Here is a 25337-nt window from a genome sequence, read left to right as displayed (position 1 = left end):
ACTGTGTATGCCAGCTTCCGACGTATTAAAGGAAAAAATAAGCCACCTGCCGCATCGGCCGGGTATTTATAAATTCTTCGACGAAAACGGGATTATTTACGTCGGAAAAGCGGTGGATATCCGCAAACGGGTGAGCAGTTATTTTAATAAAAGTACCCAGCACAATAAAAAGACCCGCCACCTCATTGCCTGCATCCGCAACATAGAATTTACCATTGTAGATACTGAGGCCGATGCTTTTCTGCTGGAAAATAACCTGATAAAACAATATCAGCCAAAATACAACATTCTGCTGAAGGATGGCAAAACCTATCCGTATATCTGCATTTTAAACGAACGCTTTCCTCGCGTGATCAGCACGCGGAATAAAATTGCCGACGGATCGCGTTATTTCGGGCCGTACGCAAGTGTAACCAGCATGAATGTGCTGCTGGATCTTATCAGGGCATTGTATCCGTTACGGACCTGCACCTATAATTTATCGTCTGAAAATATACTGGCGGGGAAATTCAAGGTCTGTCTTGAATACCATATTGGCAATTGCAAAGGCCCCTGTGAAAATCTTTACGACGAAGAAAGCTATAACCAGCATATTATCCAGATCCGGAATATTCTTTCCGGAAATTTAGCGGTTGCCAAAAATTATTTCAAAGAGAAAATGAATGCGGCCGCAGCTGATTTTCAATTCGAATTGGCGCACAGTTTTAAAACGAAACTCGATCTGCTGGTTTCCTTCCAGGCAAAATCTACTGTAGTGAGCAATACGCTTACCAACATCGATGTGTTCGCCATTACTTCTACCGAGAAATGTGCATTTCTCAACTACCTCAAAGTAGTGAATGGCTCAATTATTCAAACGCAGTCGCTCGAAATTCAGAAAAAACTGGAAGAAACCGATGAAGAAATCCTGGCTTCCGTAATTGTGCAATTGCGGCACGAATTTGAAAGCGATTCACGCGAAATACTGGTAAATATAGATGTGCAGCTTCCGCTTCCCAATATCACGGTTACCGTTCCCCAGATTGGGGATAAGCGCAAACTACTCGATCTTTCGCTGAAAAACGCGATGTATTTGCGCAAAGAAAAGGAAAGCAGCCGTGAGAAAAGCAAAGACAGCAATGAGGTCCGGATCATGGAAACCATGAAAAAAGACCTGAAACTAACCGAATTGCCACGGCATATAGAATGTTTCGATAACTCAAATTTCCAGGGCGATAATCCGGTTGCGTCGATGGTCTGCTTTAAAAATGCCAGGCCATCCAAAAAAGATTACCGTCACTTTCATATTAAAACTGTGGTTGGCCCCGATGACTTTGCCTCGATGTACGAGATCGTTACCCGTCGGTATCGCCGCTTATTAGACGAAGCTGCCCCTTTACCGCAACTCATTATTATTGACGGAGGCAAAGGACAGCTGGGCATGGCCGTAAAAGCCCTGAAAGATTTAGATCTATGGGGCAAGATACCGGTAATTGGTATTGCCAAAAGGCTGGAAGAGATTTTTTACCCGGGAGATAACCTGCCACTTTATATCGATAAAAAATCCGAAACCCTGCGTCTTATCCAACGGATTCGAAACGAAGCCCACCGTTTTGCCATCACCTTTCACCGTAGCCGTCGCGATGCTGGAACTCTAAAAACTGAAATAACCGAGATTAAGGGTTTAGGAGCTGCAACCGCCGAAAAGCTTTTGTTGAAATATAAATCAGTGAAAAAAATCAAAGAACTCAGCTTCGTGGAATTAGCCGATGAAATCGGGCAACATAAAGCCAAGATCATCCTCGATTACTTTTCAGGCCAAAAAGCATAGCGTTTTTTTACACATTATTTCCTCGCAAATTCTTACTTAGCCATTTCTGAAAAACGCTATAGAAATTGGACTAAAAACTATATGGCCTAATTCAATTTAGTAAATGAAATACAAAAACAAAAAAAAGGAAACCAGATTGGTTTCCTTTTTTTTGTTTTTGTATTCTTAAAGCTTAGAAGCTCCACAGGTTATATTCGTATTCAATCATTTGCTCAGCAGTTGTCTGTGCAGCTAAGATACCTTGCTGCGGGCCACCATAAATATCTTCCAGGCTTGAATTATCCGGGTTAGAAACTTTGGTAATGAAAGAGCTGAAAAGTCTCAGGTCAAAAGCATCCGCCAGGTTTTTATGCTGGGCATCATTTTGCGGGTTGAACCACAAAGCTTCTGTTGGATGATCACGGAAAACTTTAACTAAGTCGCTGTATTTAAACGTTCCAACCGGAATATCACGGCCTTTTACGTTAGATTTCAACGATGCAGGCACAACTAAAGTGATCGCTTTGATATCGTGGTACATCCGTGAACGCTTCTTATCAAAGATAGCATCCTCTTTCAATTCCATCTGATACAAATCTTTTGGGAAGAATTCAGCTGGACCGGTTACAACAGCAGCATCTTGCGGTGCAGCATCTCCCCAGGCATCATTAGCAGCAGGTTCGTCAAAACCTAATGCTCTTTCTTCTTCAGTCATTCCACCACCTTCTTCTGGCATTACCATGTTGGTGTTGAACTCTTGTTGCGTAAGCGTAGTGGTTAAGGAATCGTTTTTATAGATCGGTAACTCTCCACGTTTTACGGCATCAATAATTACTTTAGTAATCTGTCGGCCATCAGCAAACAAAGGCTTGTTTTGCTTCTCCCGCAAATCGATGGTACGCCAAACCGTTTTACGATACATCATATCAGATTCCGCAATGGGTCTGGCAGATGGATTGCTGGCGGCGGTTGTCGATTGTTCCTGAGCGAATGCACCCACAGATAAGGTCATCGCTGCTCCTAAGCCTAAAATTTTAAAATAATTCATAATTGTAATACGGTAACCTGAGAACAATTAGTTCAAAGGAATATTAATAATTTTTGTACCGATGTTAACGTCTTCAGTTGCGTTACGGAAATTCAGACGTTTCACTTCTTTCACTTCAATCGAGATCCGGTCACCTTCTTTGGCCATTGCTGCAAAAGAAGTCAGGTTAGCAGTTTCGCCGTTGATCGTTTCCGAAGCAATTGCTTTTCTACCTCTTACCAGGAATACTTCCCATTTGAACACACGGTAACGGGCGTCTTTCGGTAAGAATGTTTTGAAGCTTTCGTCAGGAATAGCTTTCATGGTAATGCTACGCGGACCCGGAGCAGCCATACCTTGCTTTTCATTAACAGGGCGTCCATTTGTTAACGCTGTAATTTCTGGTTTTGGTATTAAACGAACCTGAAATTTCTCAGAACCAATTTTATTGCCACCGCTGCTTACGTTCAGGGTAACTTCTTTTGCTGAAGGTACCAGTGTAACAACTCCTTTTTCTGAGCCTTTAACTACGGCAGCACCGGTTGCAGAGAAAGAAGGGTCGTATGTTGCACCCAAAGCAGGAACCTGTACGTTCAGTTCGTTACCGCAGTTCAGGTAAAGTGCCTGTACTGATGCAGACTGTACCTGAATAACTGGCTTTGCAACAAAATACTCTTCTTTTAAAGTAAAGGTAGTATCGCGGCCGTTATTGTTAATGCGGATCTGACCTGTCCAGGATTGTTTAGAGATGCCTTCTTTGTCGTAAGCACCAGCCTGCGCTGTGAATTCAATTTTACCTAATCCGTTTTCTACTTTCACCGGACGGCCCTGATACGTCATAATAGGCGTAATGGCATTCGAAGAAGCTGCAATAAACATATCTGCTTTGTATTTGGTACCAGCAGCAACCGTTTTAGATTCAGCGCGGGCCATAGCAAATATTTTATCGAACTTGATAATATCCGCACCAACTTTTGAAGCCAAAGTAGAAAGAGCGTCAGCTTCATATTTCAGAATCTCGCTTTCTTTCTGAGCAATTACCGCTAAAGCTGCAGTTAATGGGGTTGCTTCGAAGTTTAGTTCAGCAAAATCTTTACCTTTAGAGTTTACATCTTTGCTGGCAACTGGATCTTCTTTCGCATCAATTGCTAATTTAGGTACAGTTGGATTATAAGCTTTCATAAAGCTAGCGTATTGATTCAGTTTGTCCTTCATCTTATACGCCTCCCCATTCTTATTAGGGCCGATCATGATATTAGCCACTTTATCTTCCGCATTCGGATCTTTATATTGGCCATTTTCCATACCGCCGGAAGCATCTACCAATTTTTTCCGGGTTGCCTCCAAATAGGTAATGATCTCAGCAGTTTTAGTACGTACCTGATTAGCATCGTCAACGACTTTTTTATCGGCTGCACGGTTACCAGCTTTGGTTACCGCAGCTTCAATTCCTTTTGTTACGTTAACGTTATTGGTGATAGTTTTACGGTTTACGTCCATTAAACTGTCATCCAGGAATTTAAATTTCAACATGATTGATGAACTCACCTGTAGCGCGAGCAGAGCGGTTAGTACCAAGTACATCATACCGATCAGCTTTTGCCGAGGTGTTTCTTTTCCTCCAGCCATAGTTATGCCTTATTTAAAAAATTAAAACTGAGTCTATGTTATTCTTTGATAGCAGAGAGGATTAACCTCTCATTGCAGCCAGCATATTGCCGTACACGTTGTTCAGGGAGCTCAGGTTCTGCGTTAACTTCGCAACCTCATCCTTGAACTGAGCAGTGTCTTTGCTTGCATCTGTCAGGTTTTCCATAGCGGCGCTCAGGCTGCCATAGAATTTATTCATAGACTTCAGGTGGTTGTTGGCATCCTGGAGTTCCATTTCATAAACGGCATTCAGGGCACCTAAATTCTTGGTTACGTTCTGAACCTGCTCATGATATTCGCGGGCATCGGTAGTAGCTCCAGCCATTTGGGTGATCGCTTCTACAGTATGCGAATAAGCTTCGTTGATTTTCTCTAATGAATTGGCTGCTGACTTTACTTTAGAAGTATATTCATCAGTAGCTAAAGTTGCATCGCTTAGGTCAGCCATCTGCGCAGTTGTAGCGCTTAAACGGGATAAACCCTGGCCTAATGAGCCGATTGCATCTGGTGTAACGTTTGCATCTTTCAGCATGTCGTCTAACTTCTTGGTTAAGGAACCGCCGTTAGCACCGCCAACTGCAGTATCACCCTGATAGTCATCAGCTAATTGTGGATAAACGCGTGCCCAATCCGGATCGTGTGGTTGTGGCTGGAAAGCACTTAAGAAGAAGATAGCTGCCTCAGTTAAAAGACCTACGGTAAGCATCAAACCGGCACCTTCCCAGTGCTGGATTTTGAAAAGTGCTCCTACGATTACGATTGCTGCACCAATACCATAGATCTTAGGCATTAATACGTCAAACAGGAAATTGCCGCCTTTTTTGCTCATTGTTTAAGAGTGTTTAATTGTTTAAAGTGATGAAAGTTTAATTAATTAGAATTGGGTTAATCTCGGTTAAAATTCGCTTCCGGATGAACGGCCTAAATAGATCATGGCGCTACGGAAACCAATATAGGAACGGGCCGAATCCTGATATTCAAAATTACGGGTACCTGTTTCCAAGAAGTAAGCGATATCTTTCCAGGAGCCGCCACGAACGATCTTACGCGGTTCGCTATCGTTGTAATAGGTAGGGTTCAAATCCCAAACTACCGGTACAGCAGCTTCGTAGTAAGCATCTTCACACCATTCGGAAACGTTTCCAGACATATCGTATAATCCAAAATCGTTCGGGAAGTAAGCACCTACAGGGCCGGTATAGGTATAACCATCGCTGTAATAATCACCACGACCTGGTTTAAAGTTGGCCAGCATACAACCTTTTGCGTTTCTCAGGTAAGGGCCACCCCAAGGGAAAGCTGCCATATCGCGGCCACCGCGGGAAGCATATTCCCATTCTGCTTCTGAAGGCAGACGGAAGTTAGGCATAGGTGCCATACCATTTTCTTTATTGTAAGTATTTTTCAGCTTGGTTCTCCAGTCGCAGAAATACTTAGCTGCAAACCAGTCTACTCCCACTACCGGATAGTCATCAAAAGCCGGATGTGTGTAGTAGTATTCCATAAGCGGATCGCCCATGTGATAAGTAAAATCGCGTACCCAAACTGTAGTATCCGGATATAATTCCGTCATTACATATTCTTCGCCTAATACATCAATAGAATCCTGGCGGATCGCATTCATGAACTGGCGATACTCGTTGTTGGTAACCTCCGTTTCATCCATGTAGAAACCGCCAATCGTAACCTGCTTGTTGAGGTTAGTCATAGAAGCCGCAATGTCTTCATCGGTTTGACCCATATGGAATGTCCCGCCCGGGCATGGCACCATCCCGAAGGGCACCTCCTGAGGATTGAATTCAGGGCGGTCCTGGGCGCCGATCACATCGCCTTGTGGACCTTTTCGCATACCGCAGCTTCCTAATAAGGCAATCATTAGCGCCACAGAAGACAATTTCACGAATTTGTTCATGATGACTAAAAAAGAATAAAAATTATGGTAATGGGTACTAGTTACAGTTTTACTAATTAGCAAATATATAAAGGGCAATTATTAAATACAATAGTAATTGCCCTTTATGCTAAAAATTATTTTAAAAACGCAGTTAAGTGCTATTTATTATAGACTCCTTAACACAAATTAATATGATCGGTAGAAAGCGTTGTTGCAGACAGCGTATTAGAAGCTGTAGCGTGGCGTTCTGATTGCCGGCTTGGTAGCCAGCGGAGACTGTGGAATTCTGTATGACAGCATGATTTCGTGTGAGCCCATTTCCTTGGCTTCTTCTCCGAAAGTGGTAAGGTCGAAAGCATAGCCTAAGCGAATAGCATTATCTTTCATAAAGCTGATACCAGCCATACCGGTTACAGCTTCCTGATGACGATAATTCAAACCAACCCAGTATTTTCCATTGAAAGTACCACGGGCACCCAGATCAAATGAAGGGTCGCTGTTCAGATCGTATTTTACGAGCGCAGTTGGCGTTACTACCACAGATGCTGAAGCATCGATATCGTAACCAGCTGTCAAGTACAAGTGACGGGCGGAAGTAAGGGATGCAGTTCCATCTTTACCTAAAACTTTTTCTGCCTCGAACTGGTATTTGCTACCCATTAAGTTATCAGCACCTACACCAACATAATATTTATCGGCCTGGTACCACAAACCTGCTCCCAGGTCAAATTTAGTATCGTTGCTGTTGAACGGAATATGCGGGTCACCAGCATCCATGTAGCGATAATCGCCTTTAGAAAGGTTGGTTACAATTGCCTGACCGCCAATACCCAGTTTACCACTACCCAATGCCAGATGATAAGCATAAGAAAGTGAACCAGTCTTTACTTTGGTAGCGCCATATTCTTCAGCAAGCAGGTTTACACCTATGCCACCTTTAATAGCCCGAACCGGAATAGAAACGTTGAAAAGCGCCGTTTTCGGTGAACCACCTTCATCAAAATCGCCATCGTAGTTAAACCACTGGTATCTCCCGATCATGTTGAATTCAGTAGCATTTCTCATACCGGAATAGCCGGGACTTAAATACATTCCATTAAAACCGTAATGGCTGAACTGTGGCTTCTGCTGCGCCATAGCACTGCCACCTGCTAACAGAGAGAAAAAGAAAACCGCGTATAAAAATCGTTTCATAGAACAGGGAAAAAGGTTTAAAATTTATTTTAGCTGACTACCAGTGGTATAGTGGTTTCAAATTTAAATAAATTTAGCTCAAAAGCAAAAGCTAAAAAAAAAAGATGCTCTTTTTTTTTGAACATCTTTTTATGGAATACTGCTACCGTTTTTTAATCCTATTTCTTGGCACTTTGTTGCTTCTGAATGTACAATTCTATCGCGCCGGTCATAGATGGAGCATTTGGCATCGGCGCTTCAATATCTAATTCCAGGCCGGCATCGCGCACTGCCTGGGCTGTGGTAGGACCGAAAGCAGCAATGCGGGTATTGTTTTGCACAAAATCCGGGAAGTTTATAAAAAGCGAACTAATACCGGATGGCGAAAAGAATGCGATACAGTCATATTTTACTTCTGCCAGGTCCGAAAGATCGGAAGCTACGGTCTTGTAAATTACTGCTTCGGTAAAATCGAGATTGTTGGCTGCCATAAAATCCGGAATATCATTCTTGCGGATGTTAGAACAAGGGTACAAAAACTTTTCATTTTTATGCTTCTTAATGATCTCGAACAGATCAGTAGCGGTTTTTTCGCCGGTAAACAATTTACGTTTGCGCAGCACAATGTATTTTTGCAGGTAATATGCGGTTTGCTCCGAAATGCAGAAATACTTCATCTCGGCCGGCATTTCCACTTTTGCTTCCTGGCAGATCCGGAAGAAATGATCTACGGCATTGCGGCTCGTAAAAATAATGGCCGTATAGTCCAGTAAATTAATCTTATCCTTCCGGAATTCTTTGTAAGGTACCGGATCTACCTGAATAAACTCCCGAAAATCAACTTTAATCCCGTATTTTTTGGCAATTGCTAAATATGGAGAATTATCGTTGGTAGGTTTTGGTTGGGTAACCAATATGCTTTGGATCTTCTTCGCGTTTTTGCTCACTCCCAGCTTTTCTTTACTCTCAGCCATATTTCTTATAAATGTTAGATCAGTCGGAAAGAACCGGTTTGTTATAAAGCCATATTTAAGCGTAGTTAAATATGATCAATTTTAACATAACAGACAGGGGTATTATTTCCGTGGCGCAAATGTACGAAAATAAATGCAGGTTTCGAAGGGAGGCTTTTTTATTTAAGGTGTAAACGATCCGTAACGTAGTTACGATCAGCAAGGTAGATACCGCCAGGGTAGAAATCAGTAAAACAGTATCGGAATGCGTGGCATTGAAGGCCAGATAAAGCAACATGACAAACGGTAGGAAAACGCCCATAAAAAGTATGCTGCGCAGAAATTCGCGGTACTGGGTTAACACCAGGGCTGAAAGATCGAAAATATAGCCCATGAGTTGCAGGAAAAGGAATTTCAGAAAGATAAAGCCGAAAATAATAATGGCGTAGTAAGCAATGCGGGAAGTGATATCAGATTCTGAAACCCAGAAGATGCGGTTAAAGATAAAGCTGTTCTGAATATTGGTATGAATGGCTACTATGAGCAGGGCAAACGACAATGAAAAAGCAACCACAAACAAAATACTCGACCAGCTACTGATCGGCTTGGCCAGAAAACCTTCTTCGAGCGAAGTTTGCCGAAACAAGTTCCCAACCCGGAAAACGCTATTAAAATCGGTTGAAAAACTCGTACGTAAACTCCCGTAGATCAACCCGATCAGGAGTAAAAATAAAATAAAGGCGTTTTGATTAAGGGTAGCGCGGGGCTTGTTTTTAATCGGTTCGGCGGTGGCACCAGCCAAGGCGTTTAAAGATTCTTCTTCGGAAAGATTTTTAAAATCTGATAGCTTTGGCAAAACATCCGGGCTCCAGACAGCCAGCAAATACTTTTTTTCCTGCGCCGGTAAGCTAATTATTCCGGTTAAATTAATAGTATAATTAGCAGTAGAGTCGGCCTTAAAAATGAGGCGGTTATCTAAAAAAAGCGAAAGACCGCGACTTGCCGGAAACGTAATTTCGAAAGGATAACCGGGCCGGAGGCGCACCCATTGATAAAACGCCCGCTTGCCGGCATTATCAGCGGGCACAAAGGGCACCAATTGTTTTTTGCTGCCCTCGTAAACCAGCCAGTCTGAAGAAAGCGTATTGGTAGATGTTACCGCAACCGGTTTCCGATCGGGAGTTTGCGCCTGAACCGGCAGGATTACTTTAAAAGCCAATAAAGCCGTTAAAAGCCAGCCTGCAACTTTATTAAGAAGCAATGGTCTGCGCACCTCTTGCTTTGTAAACACCCAGAAACAAACTTAAAACCAGCGAGAAGGCCAATAAAGCCGAGAGCAGGTATAAATTTCCCCAATCCGAAAAACTCAGCACAAACAGAATTACAATGGCGTTAATAAAACCAAGTAACAAAACGGTGCTCATCTGCCGGAAACCCATAGCTAAAATGCGGTGGTGAATGTGGTTTTTATCGGGTGCAAACGGCGACATGCCTTTCATAACCCGGATAAACGAAACCCGAAGCGTATCGAAAAGGGGAATAAAAAGAATACCTAACGCAACCGAAGGAGCAGAATCTACGGCCCGCATTTCGATGAACTGAATGGTAAGAATTGAAATAATGAAGCCGCAGACCAGCGAGCCGGTATCGCCCATAAAAATGGTAGCTTTATGAAAATTGTACCGCAGAAAACCCAGCAAGCCGCCTACCAGGCAAAGCGATACCATGGCATAATTCCCGAATTTTTCGCCCCCGAACTGGTAAAAATACCACCCGAGCGTTGCCGCAATAATGGTTACGATCGTGCCTGCCAAACCATCTAAACCGTCTATCAGGTTAATAGCATTAGTAACCCCGATAATAACCAGAAAAGTAAAGGCGTAACTCATGCCGATCGGCAGGGTTTCGATACCGAAAACGCCCTGAAAACTGGTTATGCGAATATTAGCCATGAACATGACAATGCCGGTGGCCAGCAGCTGCACTACAAATTTCTTGAATGCCGAAATGGTTACCAGGTCGTCTTTCAGACCGATAAAGAACAGGATGATACAGCCGGCCAGCAATTGTTGTACGCCGTTACCCAAGTCGCCGAAAATGGTAAGCGCAGAAGTAAAACCCGCAAAAACGGCTACGCCACCCAGGCGCGGCGTAAGCGACTCGTGAACGGTACGCAGGTTGGGCTGATCGAGAATATTTTTGAGGTGTGCCACGTAAATAATGGATGGCACGGCAAAAATAGCGATCAGGAAAGCCCAGCTGAACGATAAAAGATAATTGATCGGGATAATCATGGTGTGTGCTACGCAAAAGTAAAAAAATTACTTCCTTTTCCTACTTCCGGGTTGTTTTTTTATCTGTGGCGGTTTGGCAAAGTTTTGTGATCCATACGCAGGTTAAACTACTTTTTCAAGCAAAAACCATAGCGTTTTTTTTAGTAATGCAAAATTCCTTTGGCATTCAAAAGCGAAATATCTACGAGGTTTTCGGCAATGATAGATTCCGGCACAAATATGTATTTCTTATCGAATATCTTTTCGCCCACGTAATAGCTAACCCAGTATTCGTTCGTAATATGAAAAATGGCCGGATCGATGGGTTCTACTTTTACGGCACTTTTGGGCGGAACCTGCTCGAACAGGTGGCGAAGCACCGAGGTTTTCACTTCCACGCCTTCGTGTATGCCGTAGCCTTTAGAAGCCACTAATACGTTATCGAGGTAATAAGGATTATTGTTCAGCAGAAACACATTCCAGAGATCTTCCCCTACTTCATTCTGCTCTACGGCAATAGCAATGGCTACGCCTTCTACCGGCTCAAAATTAATATGCGCTTTCATCAGCATTTATATGCAGGGCCGCTTCGAAAAGTTGCGACAGATGATTTAATAGTTTTTCTTCTACCTCTGCCATGGGTATTTCCCGGCCCAGTTCTTTCTGCATAGAGGTAACGGCTTTATCGGTTATCCCACAGGGCACAATGTAATTGAAATATTCCAGATCGGTATTTACGTTAAGCGCAAAACCGTGCATGGTTACCCAGCGGCTGCATTTCACGCCCATAGCGCAGATCTTGCGGGGTTGCTTCTGCGCTTCATGATCGAGCCACACGCCCGTTAAACCGGCAATGCGGCCGGCCGTTATTCCGTATTCGGCCAGCATTAAAATTACGGCTTCCTCCAGCAAACGCAGGTATTTATGAATATCGTTGAAGAAATTATCGAGGTCGAAGATCGGGTAACCAACCAGCTGCCCGGGACCGTGATACGTAATATCGCCGCCGCGATTAATTTTATAAAATGTAGCGCCTTTTTGTTTCAGAAAAGCCTCGTTTATAAGCAGGTTATTTTCCGAACCGCTTTTGCCCAGGGTATAAACATGCGGGTGCTGGCAGAAAATAAGGTAATTGGGCGTTACTTTTTCTTCTTCCGGCGATACCGTTTTGCGGTTATAGGTCTTCAGTTCCAGGCTTTCAGCAAAGAGCTTTTCCTGAAAATCCCAGGCTTCCTGATAATCTATCGTGCCGAGGTGGATGAAGTTGACTTCTTTATTTAAGGTATGATTCACGGTGTAGGGGCTTCTGGAAAGATATCTGCGTTTGCAAAGTTACGCGAAACATTCGAGCATTTTAAATTCTTCTAAAGGCCTGATGGTTATTTGCTTAATGGCAGCCGGCAATAAATAGCAATCGCCGGTTTTCAGGGCAATTTCCGTACCGTTATACTGCAAAACCGCTTTTCCCTGCACGCAGATCAGGATCACAAACGAATCGTGAAGGGTATAATCACGGGTTAGCGGCTGATCGAGGTGCAATAAATTGGTGGTAAAATAATTGCTTTTCGCCAGTTCAACCGGCTTATTCAATTCATCCTGATAGGTGTTTTTATAGGAAGGATAATGCTGGTAATCGATCGCGGCCAAGGCTTCTTCGGTATGCAGTTCGCGTTTGTTACCCTCGTCATCGGTGCGGTCGAAATCGTAAATGCGGTAGGTAATATCGCTGCTTTGCTGAATTTCAGCTAATAGCAAACCCTTGCCAATGGTATGTACGCGGCCTCCGGGAATAAAAAACACATCGCCGGCTTTCACGTCTTCCTTGTTCAGGATTTCACCCAGGCGGTTTCCTTCCAGGTGTTTCAAATAGGTTGGCTCATCCATTTCGCGGTTAAAGCCACTGATCAGCGTAGCGCCTTCGTCAGCCTGCATGATGTACCAGACTTCGGTCTTGCCCAGACTTTTATGGCGGCTCCAGGCAATTTCATCGTTGGGATGCACCTGAATAGAAAGATCCTCGTTGGCATCGATGAATTTTACCAGCAACGGAAATTCGTCGCCGGATTTTTCGTAATTTTTCTCGCCCAGCAACTCGCCTTTGTAGTTTCTGATAAGCTCCGACAGGGTTTTGCCGGCCAAAGGCCCTTCCGCCACTACCGATTCATTCTCTTTCACGCCGGAAATCTCCCAGGTTTCGCCGCAGTTTTTTAGCGGAGCGAACTCTTTATGGAGTACGGTTCTGATTTTTTCTCCCCCCCAGATCTTTTCTTTGAATATGGTTTTAAATTTCAGCGGATATAATTCGGACATTTCTTTTAATCAACACAACGCCGGAGCGCATTATTTTATCTTTAAACGGCGGCTAAAACTACCGGCGCATGGTTTTCCAGGCATTTATCAGCCCGTTGGTAGAAGCATCGTGCGAGGTGATCTCTTTTTCATTTTGTAGCTCCGGAAGCACTTTTTTGGCCAGCTGTTTTCCTAATTCCACGCCCCACTGGTCATAGCTATAGATATTCCAGATAACGCCCTGCACAAATATTTTATGTTCGTACATGGCAATTAAACTGCCCAGCGTACGCGGATCGAGCTTTTTAAACAGAATAGAATTGGTTGGTTTGTTGCCGGGAAAAACTTTGAAAGGCGCCAGTTCCTCTATTTCTTCTTCCGTTTTTCCTTCTTTCCGAAGTTCTTCGGTAACTTCTTCCATGGTTTTGCCATTCATTAAGGCTTCGGTCTGGGCTATAAAATTGGAAAGCAGGATTTCATGGTGTTCACCCAGCGGATTCTGACTGATAGCGGGCACGAGAAAATCGGCAGGAATGAGATGCGTGCCCTGGTGAATAAGCTGGTAAAAAGCGTGCTGCCCGTTTACGCCGGGTTCCCCCCACACTATCGGGCCAGTTTTATAGCCTACTTCCCTACCGTTCCGGTTTACGGACTTGCCGTTGCTTTCCATATTGGCCTGCTGGAAATAAGCCGGAAAACGGTGCATGTATTGGTTATAGGGCAGAATTACTTCGGTGCAGGCGTTAAAAAAGTCGGAATACCAGATACCGATCAGTGCCAGTAATACCGGAATATTGTTTCTAAACTCGGTCTCGCGGAAATGTTTATCCATCGCATGGGCGCCTTCGAGCAATTGTACGAAATTTTCAAAGCCCAACATACAGGCAATGGAAAGCCCGATGGAAGACCACAATGAAAAACGGCCGCCCACCCAATCCCAGAAAACAAACATGTTCTCTTCGGCAATGCCAAAGGCTTTTACAGCTTCCAGGTTAGTAGAAATGGCTACGAAATGTTTGGCTACTTCTTTTTCAACTTTGGCAGATTCCAGAAACCATTTTTTAGCCGAGGCGGCATTGGTCATGGTTTCCTGGGTGGTGAACGTTTTGGAAGCAATGAGAAATAACGTGGTTTCCGGATCCACTTTTTTCAGCACCTCTACCAGATGCGTGCCATCGATATTGGAAACAAAAAAAGCTTCGAGATGCGGTTGCTTATAAGGCTTAAGCGCTTCGGTTACCATATAAGGCCCCAGATCGGAACCACCAATGCCGATGTTCACAATAGACTTTATGGGTTTGCCGGTATAGCCTTTCCAGTTACCATTTATGATGCTTTCGGAGAATTTTTTTACCTGCTCCAGCACCCGGTTCACTTCGGGCATTACATCCTGACCGTCTACCATTACCGGTTCATTAGAACGGTTGCGCAAAGCTGTATGTAAAACGGCCCGGTTCTCGAGCTTGTTTATTTTATCGCCGGCAAACATTCTCTCCATGGCATCGGGCAGTTCACACTCCCGGGCCAGTTCGAGCAAGGCTTGCAGGGTTGCTTCGTCGAGCAGATTTTTTGAATAATCTACCAGCATGGTTTCGAAGCGGGCAGAGAAGGTAGCAAAACGGCCCGGATCTTCCGCAAAAAGCGTTTTGATATGCTGGTCTTTTAATGCTGCATAGCAATGCCCTAATTTTTCCCAGGCATGGGTCTCTACAGGATCTATGTTTTTCAGCATGCGTTTTTCTTGTGTATCAGCAAAATTAGCAACTATCATGGACATAACGCTACGTAATTTGCGTATACCAGTTTGGCTGGCTACGAGGTTGAAGATAAAGTTAAAAAACTAAACCGCATGGCAGAACATCATAAATTAGGCGCGACTGGTGAAACGCTCGCAGCTAACCACCTGATAAATAAAGGCTTTAGCATTCTGGCACAAAATTACCGATATAAAAAAGCCGAAGTTGACCTGATTGCCTGTAAAGATAATTTACTGGTATTTGTCGAAATAAAAACCCGCAGTTCCGATAAATTTGGTTTCCCGGAAACATTTGTCAGCCCCCGGAAGATCGAACTTTTTCTGATGGCTGCCGACGAATACATTTTTCAGCAGAACTGGCTTCACGACATCCGCTTCGATATTATTTCAGTAACGGCTATGGGCAAAGGCACTTTCAATATTCATCACATTGAAGATGCTTTTCATTAACTTCTTAAGCAGCTGAAATGTTTAAAGAATTTTATGTTGTAATAATATGAAGACTTTTGAGAGCTGAAACCATAGCGTTTTTTACGACCGTATTTCAATCCCGGACTATGGAACAAGGTAGCAATTTAACAATTGCATTATTTCTGCTGGTCGCGTTTATCGAGTTTTCCTTTCTGGTAGATCAGCGAGTTATTTTTGTTCCACTCGCGGTATAAATAAGGCTCGAAAGGTTCGTCGTAGGCCGATTCCGGATATTTATATTCGTAGCGCTTGCGGTTCCGGAAAGGCCAGAATTCAATCCAGGAACCCACTTTTTTACCTTTTTCGTATTGGCCTTCCCGTTCCAGCAGACCATCGGGCCGGAACTTCACGTAATCGCCTTCCACTTCGCCGTTCATATACGGAATAACTTCTTTCACTTTCTGCTGGGCAGCATCGTAATACGTGATCTGGGCATCGCGCGGGAAGCCTTTCTCGAAATGCGTTTTGCCTAAAAGCAGGCCGTCGCGGTTATATTTTTCCCAACGCAGATGCTTGGTTCCGACGTAAAAATAACCTTCTTCAAGCACTTTCCCGTTCTGCAGTTTCTTATAATGCCCGTGCAGGATCTTGGAAACTTTGGGATCGATGGTGCGGCCTTTGAAGATCTTCCGGCGGCGGACATTGTAATAGTATTTGGCCGGCGCATAAGCGCTGGGTTCTTTGTAAGTGCGCAGGTAATGGAACACTTCGGTAACCGCGCCTTTGCCGGAACCGCTTCGTGCCACGCCTTTTTTAATGCGGTAGCCCAGAAAAACCTTCTTTTTCTTTTTAGTTTTCTTTTCTTCCTTAACCGTGCTTTTTGCTCCGGCAAGCGCCGCCGCTTCAGCCGCCTGCCTTACCGAATCCTGCGGCGTGGCTTTTACCAGCGTATCGGGTTTGGCTCCGGCTGGGGCCGTTGCATTTTTTACCTCTCCGGGTTTAGGCTCCGGCTTGGGTTTCATATCTACGTTGTAATTGCGCTGCGAACAGGCAACCATACTCAGCAGGAAAAAAAACGGTATTATTTTATTCAGAAAAACTAAACGCATTGGCAGGAAAATTCAATAATCAGCTAAGAGCTAAAACGTAAAGATGGCAATATTTCGTATTCCGGCAAAAACGTTGTTTAGCGAAGTTTGTTATTATTCTTTATGAGAAGAAATACCGGGAACGCATAAACCTGAAACAGAAAATTTCATTACCTCGTTAATCTTTGCATTTTAATTCCATAAATTTGCATTTCAGACATTACATTTTATGATTGTTTTAGCCGCCGCCCGCATCCGTTAGCCAGGGCACTTCTCTTCTTATTTTTAAAAACAGGCAGCTTATCTGAAAACGCTGCCCGGTATTTTCTGCGATCATAAATTTTTACGAACATGTCTTTTACTGAAGTTTCTAAAACGAAGCGGCCTTCCCTATTTTCCATAATAAAACAGGCGCTGCAAGGCGGCGAAGAAGATTTTACTACCGGCAGCATCCGTCGCGCTGTAATTTTGCTGGCCATTCCCATGATGCTCGAAATGGTGATGGAATCGGTGTTTGCTTTGGTAGACCTGTACTTTGTAGGCCATTTGCACAACAGCAGCTTCGCCATTCAAACCGTTGGCTTAACCGAATCGGTCCTGACGGTAATTTATTCGCTGGCCATTGGCATCAGCATGGCGGCCACGGCTATGGTTTCGCGGCGGGTTGGTGAAAAAGATTATGCCGCCGCCGCCAAAGCCGGCATGCAGGCTATTCTCATTGCAACCGGCTTAAATGTAGTGATCAGCATTTTCGGCGTGGTTTATGCAAACGAAATCCTGCTCCTAATGGGCGCTTCGCCGGAAGCTGCCGCGCATGGCACGCTGTTTATGCAGATCATGATGGGCAGCAGCATTTTTATTATGCTGTTGTTTCTGATAAACGGGATTTTCCGGGGCGCCGGTAACGCGGCTATTGCCATGAAAAGCTTAACGGTTGCGAACGTAGCCAACATTATTTTCTGCCCCATTTTCATCAACGGCCTCGGTCCCATTCCGGCGTTTGGGTTAACCGGCGCCGCCATTGCTACTACCCTGGGAAGAGGGTTGGGGGTAGCGTACCAACTTTACCATTTATTCAACGGGAAGCATTTGCTGAAGATCTACTTTTCGCATTTCATTCCCGACTGGGCCCAGATAAAAGCCATTGCTGAAGTGGCCGCGCCCGCCGTTTTGCAGTTCGTAATTGCTTCCTGCAGCTGGATCTTTCTGGCGCAACTGGTAGCGACCACCGGCGGCGACCACGGCTCAGCGGGTTACCAGACAGCCTTGCGTTTGCTGATGTTTTTTATGCTGCCGGCCTGGGGTTTGAGCAATGCCGCGGCTACGCTGGTTGGTCAGAATCTTGGAGCGCAGCAAATAAAACGGGCCGAAGATTCGGTGATAACGACCGCGAAATACAACGTCATTTTCATGGCCGTAATTACGGTGCTGAGTTTAAGCGGCGCGCACATTTTCGTTGCTTTCTTTACCAACGATGTACAGGTGCAGGAAGTCGCTATTCAGGCCATCCGAATCATGAGCGTGGGCTATATTTTCTACGGCATCGGCATGGTTTTAATCAACGCTTTCAACGGTGCCGGCGATACCTGGACTCCAACCTGGGTAAACTTTTTCGGCTTCTGGCTTTTCCAGATCCCGCTGGCGTATTTCCTGGCCAAAGGAATGGATTTTGGTCCAACGGGCGTGTTCATTGCTATTCCGGTTGCCGAAACTTCTATTACCATTGCCGGCATTATTCTCTTTAAAAAAGGAAGGTGGAAAAGGGTGAAGATCTAAAAATGCTATGGTTTGATCATAAAAAAGTAAGCCTGAACAATCTGATCAGGCCTACTTTTTTAGTTTTTTAGATCCAGGTCTTTCCCTGAAAGCAGTTGCCGGATGGCCGCCAAATGCGCCAGCAGCACTACCGGAACAATAAACCCAGCCAGCCAGACAAACGGGAAATACAGGATGGCAATATTCGGTTGGTCAAAAGCAAACTGCTGAATTGGTGTTGGCGCGGAAAGGATTGCGTTGATCACAATATTGAACAGCAAACCCAGACAAACGAAGTTCCAGATCAATATTACCTTCGGGCTCAGGCTCTTTTTAACGAAGGCAAAATAATAAACCAGGGGCGCCGTTAACCCGGAAATTATATCAAAATTCCGGCCTTCAAACGTCATCAGTTCGGGCACGCCTTTATAGAGAAAAAGCCAGTACAAAACCAGTTCTACCGGCACTCTTACTATGTGCAGTAAAGTTAAAAATTTCAGATTGAGGCTGTCTAAAAATTGCTTCCCTTTGGTGAAAAAAAAAAAGGAAATAATAAACAACACTACGGGCGGCGCCTGCAATACTAACCGGGGCGGAACGGTATGGGTAACGGCAAAAAAACCGGTTAAAGCCAGCGCCATTTGAATTACCAAAAACAAAAGCGCAATTATTAAAGCCACGCGGGAACGGTTCGTGGCGCGGTAAAAAAACCAACCGGTTAAGCCGGTGGTCAGGATGAAGAACGCCGGTATGTAGAAAGGCAGATTTCCCATTACGTTGTTAAACGCAAAAGCCTTCCTCAGAGGAATATCTGCTGCCTAAATAAATCCAGCCAATTACTTCTTAATGCCTCTTAAAACTGCTATGCTTTTAAAGCAAAAAAGTCCGCTTATGCAGCGGACTTTTTTGATGGGGTATTACGAAAAAGTCCTCCCCTGTTTTTAGGAGAGGATTTAGACGTGGTTACTCTTTCTCGATCAGCTCCACGCTCCGCTTCACGAACGCTGTAAGGGCCGCCCCCGAAAGCAAATTCTGCGAAAGTAAAGCCAGATCAAACGCCTGACGGGCAATTTTTTCCTTGCTTTCTTCGCGGGCTTTTAAAATGCGCTGGATGATTGGGTGGTTGCCGTTCACGCTCACGTTATAAGAATCCGGCATGTTGCCCATGAACATCATGCCGCCGCCACCGGTTTTGGCCATGTCTTTCATGCGGCGCATAAACTCAGGCATGGTAATGATTACCGGCTGGTCTTCCGGGGAAAGCGGCTCAATGGAAACCATCATGTTCTTGTTATCGATGGCTTTTTCGAAGATCTCTTTCAGCTTGGTTTTTTCGTCTTCAGAAAGCACCATGTCTTTCGTTTCATCTTTTTCGATCAGCTTATCGATCGTTTCAGAATCCACGCGCTTCAGGGTAGTTTTTTCTACTTTCTGCTCCAGCAATCCGATGAAGTGGCTGTCAATCACGCTGTCCAGTTTCAGCACATCATAGCTACGGTTCTGGGCGGCTTCGATAAAGGCGTGCTGTTTTTCTTCGTCGGTAGCGTAGATCCAAACCTGGTTGCCGTCTTTAGCGGTCTGGTTAGCCTGCACGAAAGTCTTGTATTCCTCCATCGTGAAAAACTTACCATCGATATTCTGCAACAGCCCGAAATCTTTGGCTTTGTCATAGAACTTTTCGTCGCTCAACATACCGTATTTCACGAACACGTTAATGTCGTTCCATTTGGCTTCGTAACCGGCCCGGTCTTTTTTGAAGATCTCGTTCAGCTTGTCGGCCACCTTCTTCGTGATGTAAGTATTGATCTTTTTCACGTTGCTGTCGGCCTGCAGGAAGCTGCGGCTTACATTCAGCGGAATGTCCGGTGAATCGATCACGCCGTGCAACAGCATCAGGAATTCCGGCACCACGTCTTTTACCTCGTCGGTAATGAAAACCTGCTTGCTGTAAAGCTGGATCTTGTTTTTGGTGAATTCGAACTCGTTCTTGATCTTCGGAAAATAAAGAATGCCGGTCAGGTTGAACGGATAATCTACGTTCAAATGGATCCAGAAAAGCGGCGGCTCGGAGAACGGGTAAAGCTCGCTGTAGAATTTGGTGTAATCTTCGTCGGTTAATTCAGAAGGCTGCTTCGTCCAGATCGGGTTCGGATTGTTGATCACTTCACCTTCGAACTCTACTTCCACCGGCAGGAATTTGCAGTATTTGGTCAGAATAGTGCGCAAACGGGACGGCTCCAGAAACTCATCCGAATCAGCGGCTACGTTCAGAATAATATCGGTGCCGCGTTCGGTTTTCTCGGAAGCGGTTATTTCAAATTCAGTAGAACCGTCGCAGATCCAACGCGCCGCTTCGGTGCCTTCTTTGAACGATTTGGTGTCGATTTCCACGGTTTCGGCTACCATAAATGCCGAGTAGAAACCCAAACCAAACTGACCGATGATCTGGTTCGCATCGGGCTTATCTTTGTATTTCTCTACGAATTCGGTAGCGCCGGAAAAAGCGATCTGGTTGATGTATTTCTTGATTTCTTCGGCCGTCATCCCAATGCCGCGGTCCGAAATAACGATCTTGCGGGCTTCTTTATCCACGCTAACCTTTACTTTCAGGTCTTCGCCTACTTCGCCTTTATACTCTCCAATGGCCGATAAACGCTTCAGTTTCTGGGTAGCATCCACGGCATTTGAAACCAGCTCGCGCAGGAAAATCTCATGATCGGAATACAGGAATTTTTTAATGATCGGGAAAATGTTCTCGGTGTGGATCGAGATCGTACCTTTTTCTGCCATAATTTTATAATGTGCTTATGAATGAATGTGCTAATGTTTTATTTAAAACGCTATACTTTTTGCCTGAAAAAGTGCTTAACCGGCAAAGCCCGCTTTTCAAAAGTTGTTCCAGCCTGAAATTTATGACAGGATGGCAGGTGTTTTGGTTTAATTTTTGCTCTGTGAGGGGCTTTTCATCAGCAGGCTTTCTGAAAAAATTACAGCCCGGTATTTAACCTTACTTAAAACTATTTGAATAAACTTTTACCTCCATCCCTAATGCTTAGTTTAAAATATATCCGGATCCGCAACGAACGCCCGCTGGAGCAACGGCTGGCCAGCATCTGGCGGGCCGCCTGCACAGAATTCAAAATTCCCTGCATCCTTATTTACCTCGAAGAAAATGCTGCCTACATTTCGGCCAACCTGAAACACTTAGCCGAAAAGCCGGACTTCCAAGAAAAAAAAGCCTTTACCCAGCAAACGTTGCAGGCGCTTCAGTACCAATATACCGGCAGCGCCCGGGGCTACTGGAAACACAACGACTATTATTATACCTTCGAAGCCATTCCGCGCAGCGAAGCCCAGGCGCTGGCAACCGAGATTTTCCAAACCCTGATAGCCGAAGTTCCTGAAACTGCAGCGGAAAAAACGCTGAAACCAGTTCCGTTAGCGAAATCATGAAAGCGGCAGGAGCACCTGAAAGATCAGCTGGAGATATGACTCGCTTTGCAACTTGCACTTTTTTTATTTTATGATTTGATAATATTGAGATAACCTAAAGGCCGCTTCTGAAAATGGCATAAATTGACAACCTTTAATGTATTATCCGGTTGAAACCTTTATCTGACAATTACTATATTTTTATTCATAAAGATATGGTTTCGGTTAATTCACTTTAGATAGTTGTATCAGATGCACAGCTCAAAATATATCCAGATCCGCAAAGAGAGAAGTGTAGAACAGCGCCTGGCCAGTATCTGGCTCGATGCCTGTTCGGAACTAGAAATTCCCTGCATTCTGATCTACCAGAGCCACTGGAATGCATACATTTCGCTGAATCTAAAGTTTATTCCGGAGAGTTTGCTTCAGAGCCTAGACTCTGAACAGCTTCAGGAAAAGCTAAGCCAGATACAGCAGAAATATACGAATACCGCCACCGGTTATTGCCAGCACAACAGCACCTATCACACCTTCGATTCTATTCCGAACACCTTTGCCGCCCAGGCGGCGGCCGAAATTTTTGACACCATTATGGATCCCGGCTATTTCCAGGAACATGTTTTAAGACTGGAAGAGCAACAACTGAGCGCTTTATAACGCCCGTCGTAAAAAAGCTGAAAGGGAATTCCTGCTTAATTTTGTATCTTTGCTGCCAGTATTAAGATTATAACGTGTTCCGGCAATTCCTTGCATATTTCCTGCTCTTGCTTTTCTGCCGCGTTCTGGCGCCGGAAGAAGCCGTGCTGGCTTTGCACAGCCACGAACACACTACCTGCGCCCACGACGAAAACGTAACGCACTTCGATGTAAAGCACACGCATTGCCAGGTAGATAATTTTTTCGATGCCCCTTTTCAGCCGGCCACCCAGCACTTTAAATTTGTCCGGCCACTGGAATTTGCGGTGCATGCTTTTGTTTACCAGTCGGTCTGGAAATTTACTTTCCCCAATAACGTTTGCCTTCGCGGCCCGCCCGCATTAAGCTAAATTTTCTTTTTAGCCTGCTTTTCCTGTAAGCCGGAAACTGCTGATCTTGCTTTGATCCTGAAAGAACCGGGTATTGCTGCGCGTATAAGCTATATTTTTCTTTTAGCCTGGTAACGCAAGCAAACAGCAAACAGCATTTCCTCCTTCCGAAAAACGCTATGCTTTCAGGCCAAAAAACTGGTTTGAAACGGCATTGCAGGCTCCTGTTATTTAGTTTAATTATTGGCTTTAAGCGCTACCGGCACTTTTTAGTGCTCCGGGCATAGCGTTTTGCAACGTACCTTATATGAAATTCCCTTTCTTATTTATCCTGCTTTTTATCGCTTTAAAGGCCTTTCCGCAAAACAGCCTTTCCGGCAAAATAACCGACCAAACCACCCAGGAACCCATAATTGGCGCCACCATTTATTTACCCGACCTGCGCCAGGGTGCCTCTACTAATGTGGACGGTGCGTATGAAGTAATAAACCTGCCCAAAGGCAAATTCCTGGCGCAGATCCGTTACGTAGGCTATAATGCGATCACCAAATACGTAACCATAAACGGTGAAACCTCGGTGGATTTCACGCTTTCGCCATCGGTTACCGAACTGGGCGCAGTGATCATTACCGGCGTTTCGGCGTCTACGCAACGGCACCAGAACCCGGTTCCTACCGAAGTGGTTACCCACGACGAACTTCAGCAACGCACTGCTACCAACGTAGTAGATGCCATTGCCAAGACACCCGGGATTTCGCAGATCAGCACCGGCGCAGCCATTTCCAAACCCGTGATCAGGGGTTTAAGTGGCAACCGGGTGGTAACGTTAAACAACGGCATGCGTCAGGAAGGGCAGCAGTGGGGCGACGAACACGGCATTGAAATAGACGAATTTTCGGTGGACCGCGCCGAGATCGTAAAAGGCCCCGGCAGCATCATGTATGGGTCCGATGCCATGGCCGGCGTCATAAATTTTATATCTCCGGACCCGGTAGAGAATGGCAGGATCATTGGTTCCTATTCCGGAAATTATCAGACGAACAACAACCTGATCGGCAATTCGCTTTTCAACGCGGGCAACCTGAACGGCTTTAACTGGCAAGCGCGCGCGAGCCACAAAATTGCCGGCAACTACCAGAACCGTTACGACGGCAAGGTGTACAATTCCGGTTTCGAGGAAAAAAGCGCCAGCGGTTACGTGGGCATTAATAAAAGCTGGGGGTTTTCGCACTTAAATTTCAGCACCTTCAACCAGGAAATTGGTTTAGTGGAAGGCGAACGCGACTCTCTGGGCAACTTCTTAAAACTTGCTGAAATAGACGGCGAAGAAAAAGAAGTGGCGGTAACTTCCAAAGACCTGAAAGGCTACCACATCCACGAACCTTACCAGACCATCAACCATTTACGGTTTTCATCGCAGAATAACTTTATTCTGGGCCGTTCGCGCGCTACCTTAAACGTGGACTGGCAACGCAACCTGCGGCAGGAATTTGGCCACCACCACGCCGAAGAAGATCACGACCACGGCCATGACCACGGACACGACGAAGCGGAAAGCGCCGGTTTAATTTTTGATCTGCAAACCTGGGGCTACGATGCCAAATATTTCTTACCCGAATTTTCGGGCTGGAATACGACCGTCGGCCTATCCGGAATGCACCAGAATAACCAGAACAAAGGCGAAGAATTCCTGATCCCGGAGTACCGCCTCACCGACCTGGGCGTTTTCGGTTTCATTACCAACAACCACCCTACCCTGCACGTAAGCGGCGGCCTGCGTTTCGACCAACGGAATTTACATTCCGGGGAATTGCTTTTAACCGAAGAAGAAACGCCCACCGAAAACCCTACCGAAGCTTCCGAAACAAAATTCAAGGGCTTCGAACGCAACTTTTCCAGCATTTCGGCCAGTGCCGGCGCAGCCTACGATTTTTCCGAAAAACTTACCGGTAAATTGAATGTGGCGCGCGGTTTCCGGGCTCCTAATATTGCAGAACTCGCTTCTAATGGTCGCCACGAAGGCAGCTTACGGTTCGAAATCGGCAACCCCGATCTGAAACCCGAGACCAGTTTACAACTTGATGCGGGGCTGATCCTGGAAACCGAACACGTAAACTTCGAACTTACCGGTTTCAGCAACCACATTCAGCACTACATTTTCCCGGAAAAGCTGCGCAGCGTTTTGGGCAGCGATTCTATAAGTGATGAAGCAGAACCGGTGCCCACCTTTAAATTCACGCAGGGCAATGCGCATTTATTCGGCGGCGAGATTATGGTGGATCTGCACCCGCACCCTTTAGACTGGCTGCATTTTGAAAACAGCTTTTCTTTTGTGCGCGGCCGCCAGCTAAACCAGCCCGATTCTACCGGCAACCTGCCCTTCATTCCCGCGCCGCGTTTGCAATCGGAGCTCCGCATTGATTTCAGCCCTAAAAATGCCCTGGTGAAAAACTGGTTTGCCCGCCTGGAAATGGAACATTATTTTGCCCAAAACCACTTTTATGCCGCCAACCAGACCGAAACCGCTACGCCCGGCTACACGCTTTTTAACCTGGGCGCAGGAATAGATGTACCGAACGGTAAAAATGCTACGCTGTTTTCTGTGTACCTAACGGCCAACAATCTTTTCGATAAAGCTTACCAGCACCATTTAAGCCGCCTGAAATACGCCGCCATAAACGAAGCCACCGGCCGCCCCGGCGTGTTCAATATGGGCCGGAACGTGAGCTTTAAAGTAATTGTGCCGCTGAGTTTTAAGTAACCCCACCCAGCCCTCTCCTGAATCAGGGAGGGCTTTTATCGGATAATGTAGCAACCACCCC

General features: G+C 45.3%; 22 protein-coding genes. 7 read left to right on the top strand and 15 right to left on the bottom strand.

Annotated features, from left to right (window positions below; genetic code table 11):
• Nucleotides 1-7: 7 nt before the first annotated feature.
• Nucleotides 8-1810, top strand: a complete 1803-nt coding sequence (gene uvrC, locus I5M27_RS14885; RefSeq protein ID WP_200507120.1) for an excinuclease ABC subunit UvrC — start codon at nucleotides 8-10, stop codon at nucleotides 1808-1810.
• A 172-nt stretch (nucleotides 1811-1982) separates the two neighbouring features.
• On the opposite strand, the gene porN is transcribed toward uvrC, so the two are convergent.
• The 12 genes from porN to pgi form a co-directional block, all read right to left on the bottom strand.
• Nucleotides 1983-2837 (bottom strand): type IX secretion system ring subunit PorN/GldN, encoded by an 855-nt coding sequence (gene porN, locus I5M27_RS14880; RefSeq protein ID WP_200507119.1) that lies wholly within the window; start codon nucleotides 2835-2837, stop codon nucleotides 1983-1985.
• A 27-nt stretch (nucleotides 2838-2864) separates the two neighbouring features.
• Nucleotides 2865-4445, bottom strand: a complete 1581-nt coding sequence (gene porM, locus I5M27_RS14875; RefSeq protein WP_200507118.1) for a type IX secretion system motor protein PorM/GldM — start codon at nucleotides 4443-4445, stop codon at nucleotides 2865-2867.
• 61 nt (nucleotides 4446-4506) lie between these two features.
• On the bottom strand, nucleotides 4507-5295 hold the full coding sequence (gene porL, locus I5M27_RS14870; protein ID WP_200507117.1) for a type IX secretion system motor protein PorL/GldL: 789 nt from the start codon (nucleotides 5293-5295) through the stop codon (nucleotides 4507-4509).
• A 66-nt stretch (nucleotides 5296-5361) separates the two neighbouring features.
• Nucleotides 5362-6378, bottom strand: a complete 1017-nt coding sequence (gene porK, locus I5M27_RS14865; protein ID WP_200507116.1) for a T9SS ring complex lipoprotein PorK/GldK — start codon at nucleotides 6376-6378, stop codon at nucleotides 5362-5364.
• 207 nt (nucleotides 6379-6585) lie between these two features.
• A complete protein-coding gene (locus I5M27_RS14860; RefSeq protein WP_200507115.1) occupies nucleotides 6586-7554 on the bottom strand; it encodes a PorP/SprF family type IX secretion system membrane protein in 969 nt (322 codons plus the stop codon).
• 158 nt (nucleotides 7555-7712) lie between these two features.
• Nucleotides 7713-8507, bottom strand: coding sequence for a uroporphyrinogen-III synthase (locus tag I5M27_RS14855; RefSeq protein ID WP_200507114.1), 795 nt, complete (start codon nucleotides 8505-8507; stop codon nucleotides 7713-7715).
• A gap of 55 nt (nucleotides 8508-8562) precedes the next feature.
• On the bottom strand, nucleotides 8563-9759 hold the full coding sequence (locus I5M27_RS14850) for a DUF4271 domain-containing protein (protein WP_317193603.1): 1197 nt from the start codon (nucleotides 9757-9759) through the stop codon (nucleotides 8563-8565).
• On the bottom strand, nucleotides 9737-10780 hold the full coding sequence (locus I5M27_RS14845) for an MraY family glycosyltransferase (RefSeq protein ID WP_234462540.1): 1044 nt from the start codon (nucleotides 10778-10780) through the stop codon (nucleotides 9737-9739). Before I5M27_RS14845 ends, I5M27_RS14850 begins: the two co-directional genes overlap by 23 nt.
• 140 nt (nucleotides 10781-10920) lie before the next feature.
• Nucleotides 10921-11325, bottom strand: a complete 405-nt coding sequence (locus tag I5M27_RS14840; RefSeq protein ID WP_200507113.1) for a hypothetical protein — start codon at nucleotides 11323-11325, stop codon at nucleotides 10921-10923.
• Complete coding sequence (gene lipB / locus I5M27_RS14835; protein WP_200507112.1) at nucleotides 11309-12052, bottom strand: lipoyl(octanoyl) transferase LipB; 744 nt, start codon at nucleotides 12050-12052, stop codon at nucleotides 11309-11311. Before lipB ends, I5M27_RS14840 begins: the two co-directional genes overlap by 17 nt.
• 39 nt (nucleotides 12053-12091) lie before the next feature.
• The gene (locus tag I5M27_RS14830) at nucleotides 12092-13069 is read right to left on the bottom strand and encodes a type I phosphomannose isomerase catalytic subunit (RefSeq protein ID WP_200507111.1); all 978 of its coding nucleotides are present in this window, start codon (nucleotides 13067-13069) and stop codon (nucleotides 12092-12094) included.
• 58 nt (nucleotides 13070-13127) lie between these two features.
• Entirely contained in the window at nucleotides 13128-14780 is a 1653-nt protein-coding gene (gene pgi, locus I5M27_RS14825) for a glucose-6-phosphate isomerase (protein WP_200507110.1), read from the bottom strand.
• A gap of 117 nt (nucleotides 14781-14897) precedes the next feature.
• Here pgi and I5M27_RS14820 point away from each other — a divergent pair, with 117 nt between their 5' ends.
• Entirely contained in the window at nucleotides 14898-15254 is a 357-nt protein-coding gene (locus I5M27_RS14820) for a YraN family protein (RefSeq protein WP_200507109.1), read from the top strand.
• A gap of 137 nt (nucleotides 15255-15391) precedes the next feature.
• Here I5M27_RS14820 and I5M27_RS14815 read toward each other — a convergent pair whose 3' ends face one another.
• On the bottom strand, nucleotides 15392-16324 hold the full coding sequence (locus I5M27_RS14815) for a toxin-antitoxin system YwqK family antitoxin (protein WP_200507108.1): 933 nt from the start codon (nucleotides 16322-16324) through the stop codon (nucleotides 15392-15394).
• 330 nt (nucleotides 16325-16654) lie between these two features.
• On the opposite strand from I5M27_RS14815, the gene I5M27_RS14810 reads away from it, so the two are divergent.
• Nucleotides 16655-18079 (top strand): MATE family efflux transporter, encoded by a 1425-nt coding sequence (locus I5M27_RS14810; protein ID WP_200507107.1) that lies wholly within the window; start codon nucleotides 16655-16657, stop codon nucleotides 18077-18079.
• A gap of 59 nt (nucleotides 18080-18138) precedes the next feature.
• Here the strand turns inward: I5M27_RS14810 and I5M27_RS14805 are convergent, their stop codons facing one another.
• Both I5M27_RS14805 and htpG read right to left on the bottom strand, forming a co-directional pair.
• Entirely contained in the window at nucleotides 18139-18831 is a 693-nt protein-coding gene (locus I5M27_RS14805; RefSeq protein ID WP_200507106.1) for a hypothetical protein, read from the bottom strand.
• Nucleotides 18832-19021: 190 nt separating this feature from the next.
• Nucleotides 19022-20848, bottom strand: coding sequence for a molecular chaperone HtpG (htpG, locus tag I5M27_RS14800; protein ID WP_200507105.1), 1827 nt, complete (start codon nucleotides 20846-20848; stop codon nucleotides 19022-19024).
• Between the two features lie 258 nt (nucleotides 20849-21106).
• On the opposite strand from htpG, the gene I5M27_RS14795 reads away from it, so the two are divergent.
• The 4 genes from I5M27_RS14795 (at nucleotide 21107) to I5M27_RS14780 (ending at nucleotide 25276) form a co-directional block, all read left to right on the top strand.
• On the top strand, nucleotides 21107-21511 hold the full coding sequence (locus tag I5M27_RS14795; protein ID WP_200507104.1) for a hypothetical protein: 405 nt from the start codon (nucleotides 21107-21109) through the stop codon (nucleotides 21509-21511).
• Nucleotides 21512-21742: 231 nt separating this feature from the next.
• Entirely contained in the window at nucleotides 21743-22147 is a 405-nt protein-coding gene (locus I5M27_RS14790; protein WP_200507103.1) for a hypothetical protein, read from the top strand.
• Between the two features lie 74 nt (nucleotides 22148-22221).
• Nucleotides 22222-22536, top strand: a complete 315-nt coding sequence (locus I5M27_RS14785) for a hypothetical protein (RefSeq protein ID WP_200507102.1) — start codon at nucleotides 22222-22224, stop codon at nucleotides 22534-22536.
• Between the two features lie 286 nt (nucleotides 22537-22822).
• Nucleotides 22823-25276, top strand: a complete 2454-nt coding sequence (locus I5M27_RS14780; protein ID WP_200507101.1) for a TonB-dependent receptor — start codon at nucleotides 22823-22825, stop codon at nucleotides 25274-25276.
• Nucleotides 25277-25337: the final 61 nt, after the last annotated feature.

The organism is Adhaeribacter terrigena, from assembly GCF_016623615.1.
Taxonomy (GTDB): Bacteria; Bacteroidota; Bacteroidia; order Cytophagales; family Hymenobacteraceae; genus Adhaeribacter_A; species Adhaeribacter_A terrigena.
Note: the sequence above shows the minus strand (reverse complement) of the source record. Positions and strands in the feature narration are given on the sequence as shown.